General features: G+C 70.1%; 1 pseudogene. It reads left to right on the forward strand.

Features of this window, described 5'->3' with window-relative positions:
* A pseudogene (gene pvdL / locus FFS27_RS30110) lies at positions 1 to 3,821 on the forward strand (pyoverdine non-ribosomal peptide synthetase/polyketide synthase PvdL); the annotation flags it as partial.

The raw sequence follows: 3,821 nt of genomic DNA on the forward strand, positions 1-3,821 counted from the left end.
GGCAGCGTGGTCGGCGCGCGGGGCGCCTACATCCTGGATGCCGACCTGGCCCTGGTGCCGCAGGGCGCGACCGGCGAACTCTACGTCGGCGGCGCCGGCCTGGCGCGCGGCTACCATGAGCGTCCGGCGCTCAGCGCCGAGCGCTTCGTGCCCGATCCCTTCGCTGCCGAGGGCGGCCGCCTGTACCGCACCGGCGACCTGGTGCGCCTGTGCGACAACGGCCAGGTGGAATATGTCGGCCGCATCGACCACCAGGTGAAGATCCGTGGCTTCCGCATCGAACTGGGCGAGATCGAGGCGCGCCTGCTGGAGCATCCGCAGGTTCGCGAAGCGCTGGTCCTGGCGCTCGACAGCCCGAGCGGCAAGCAGTTGGCCGGTTATGTCGCCAGCGCGGTGGCCGAGCAGGACGAGGACGCCCAGGCGGCGCTGCGCGAGGCGCTGAAAACGCACCTCAAGCAGCAATTGCCGGACTACATGGTGCCGGCCCACCTGCTGTTGCTCGCCAGCCTGCCGCTGACCGCCAACGGCAAGCTCGACCGCCGCGCGCTGCCGGCGCCCGACCCGGCGCTCAACCGGCAGGCCTACGAGGCCCCGCGCAGCGTGCTGGAGCAGCAACTGGCCGGGGTCTGGCGCGAGGTGCTGAACGTCGAGCGGGTAGGTCTCGGCGACAACTTCTTCGAACTGGGCGGCGATTCGATCCTGTCGATCCAGGTGGTCAGCCGCGCCCGCCAGCTCGGCATCCACTTCAGCCCCCGCGACCTGTTCCAGCACCAGACCGTGCAGAGCCTCGCCGCGGTGGCCCGGCACAGCCAGGCCAGCCAGGCCGAGCAGGGGCCGGTGCAGGGCGACAGCGCGCTGACGCCGATCCAGCACTGGTTCTTCGACCTGCCGCTGGCGCGCCGCGAACACTGGAACCAGTCGCTGCTGTTGCAGCCGCGGCAGGCCATTGACCTCGGCCTGCTGCGCAAGTCCCTGCAACGCCTGGTCGAACAGCATGATGCCCTGCGCCTGGCGTTCCGCCAGGTCGACGGCGAATGGCTGGCGCAGCATCGTCCGCTGCGCGAACAGGAACTGCTCTGGCACGTTCCGGTGCAATCCTTCGACGAATGCGCCGAGCTGTTCGCCAAGGCCCAGCGCAGCCTCGACCTCGAACAGGGGCCGCTGCTGCGCGCGGTGCTGGTGGACGGCCCGGCCGGCGAGCAACGCCTGCTGCTGGCGATCCACCACCTGGTGGTGGACGGGGTGTCCTGGCGGGTGCTGCTGGAGGATCTGCAACAGGTCTACCGTCAGCTCGACGAGGGCGCCGAACCGGCGTTGCCGGCCAAGACCAGCGCCTTCCGCGACTGGGCCGGACGCCTGCAGGCCTACGCCGGCAGCGAATCGCTGCGCGAGGAGCTGGGCTGGTGGCAAGCCCGGCTGGGCGGGCAGTCGGCCGAGTGGCCATGCGACCGCCCGCAGGGCGACAACCGCGAGGCGCTGGCGGAAAGTGTCAGCCTGCGGCTCGACCCGCAACGTACCCGGCAATTGCTGCAACAGGCGCCGGCGGCCTACCGCACCCAGGTCAACGACCTGCTGCTGACCGCCCTCGCTCGCGTGCTCTGCCGCTGGAGCGGGCAGCCGTCGACGCTGGTGCAGTTGGAAGGGCATGGCCGCGAGGCGCTGTTCGACGATATCGACCTGACCCGCAGCGTCGGCTGGTTCACCAGCGCCTACCCGTTGCGCCTGACCCCGGCGCAGAGCCCGGGCGAGTCGATCAAGGCGATCAAGGAACAGCTCCGCGCGGTGCCGCACAAAGGCCTCGGCTACGGCGTGCTGCGCTACCTCGCCGATCCGGCGGTGCGCCAGGCGATGGCCGCGCTGCCGACGGCGCCGATCACCTTCAACTACCTCGGACAGTTCGACCAGAGCTTCGCCGACGCCCTGTTCCAGCCGCTGGACCAGCCCACCGGGCCGATCCACGACGAGCAGGCGCCGTTGCCCAACGAGCTGAGCGTCGATGGCCAGGTCTACGGCGGTGAGCTGGTGCTGCGCTGGACCTACAGCCGCGAGCGCTACGACGCGCAGACGGTGAACGAGCTGGCGCAGGCCTATCTCGCCGAACTGCAGGCGCTGATCGAGCATTGCCTGGAAGACGGCGCCGGCGGCCTGACCCCGTCCGACTTCCCGCTGGCGCAACTGAGCCAGGCGCAACTGGACGCCCTGGCGGTGCCGGCCGGCGAGATCGAGGACGTCTACCCGCTGACCCCGATGCAGGAAGGGTTGCTGTTACACACCCTGCTGGAACCGGGCACCGGCATCTACTACATGCAGGACCGCTACCGGATCGACAGCCCGCTCGATCCCGAGCGCTTCGCCGCCGCCTGGCAGGCGGTGGTGGCCCGCCACGAGGCGCTGCGCGCGTCGTTCGTCTGGAATGCCGGCGAAACGATGCTGCAGGTGATCCACAAGCCCGGTCGCACCCGCATCGAGTTCCTCGACTGGAGCGAGCTGCCGGAGGACGGCCACGAGGAGCGCCTGCAAGCGCTGCACAAGCGCGAGCGCGAGGCCGGCTTCGATCTGCTCGAACAGCCGCCGTTCCACCTGCGCCTGATCCGCCTGGGCGAGGCGCGCTACTGGTTCATGATGAGCAACCACCACATCCTCATCGATGCCTGGTGCCGTGGCCTGCTGATGAACGACTTCTTCGAGATCTACAGTGCTCTCGGCGAAAGCCGCCCGGCGAACCTGCCGACGCCGCCGCGCTACCGCGACTACATCGCCTGGCTGCAACGCCAGGACCTGGAGCAATCGCGCCGCTGGTGGAGCGAGAGCCTGCGCGGTTTCGAGCGGCCGACCCTGGTGCCCAGCGACCGCCCGTTCCTCCGCGAGCACGCCGGCGAGAGCGGCGGGATGATCGTCGGCGACCGCTACACGCGTCTGGACGCCGCCGACGGCGCGCGCCTGCGCGAACTGGCGCAGCGCTACCAGCTCACCGTCAACACCTTCGCCCAGGCCGCCTGGGCGCTGACCCTGCGCCGCTTCAGCGGCGAGCGCGACGTGCTCTTCGGCGTCACCGTGGCCGGGCGTCCGGTGGGCATGCCGGAAATGCAGCGCACCGTCGGCCTGTTCATCAACAGCATCCCATTGCGCGTGCAGATGCCGGCCGCCGGCCAGCGCTGCACGGTGCGCGAATGGCTGAACCGGCTGTTCGAGCGCAACCTGGAGTTGCGCGAGCACGAGCACCTGCCCCTGGTGGCCATCCAGGAAAGCAGCGAGCTGCCCAAGGGCCAGCCGCTGTTCGACAGTCTGTTCGTGTTCGAGAACGCTCCGGTGGAAGTCTCGGTGCTGGACCGCGCGCAGAGCCTGAACGCCAGTTCCGACTCCGGGCGTACCCACACCAACTTCCCGTTGACCGTGGTCTGCTATCCGGGCGATGACCTCGGCCTGCACCTGTCCTACGACCAGCGCTACTTCGAGGCGCCGACCGTCGAGCGCCTGCTCGGCGAGTTCAAGCGCCTGCTGCTGGCCCTGGCCGACGGTTTCCATGGCGAACTGGAGGCCTTGCCGCTGCTCGGCGAGGACGAGCGCGACTTCCTCCTCGACGGCTGCAACCGCAGCGCCCGCGACTACCCGCTGGAGCAAGGTTACGTGCGGCTGTTCGAGGCGCAGGTGGCGGCCCATCCGCAGCGCATCGCCGCCAGTTGCCTGGAGCAGCGCTGGAGCTACGCCGAGCTGAACCGCCGGGCCAACCGTCTCGGCCACGCCCTGCGCGCCGCCGGCGTCGGCATCGACCAGCCGGTGGCACTGCTGGCCGAGCGCGGCCTCGACCTGCTCGGCATGAT

Origin of the sequence: Pseudomonas sp. 2VD (genome assembly GCF_005503585.1) — a bacterium.
Classification (GTDB): domain Bacteria; phylum Pseudomonadota; class Gammaproteobacteria; order Pseudomonadales; family Pseudomonadaceae; genus Pseudomonas; species Pseudomonas aeruginosa.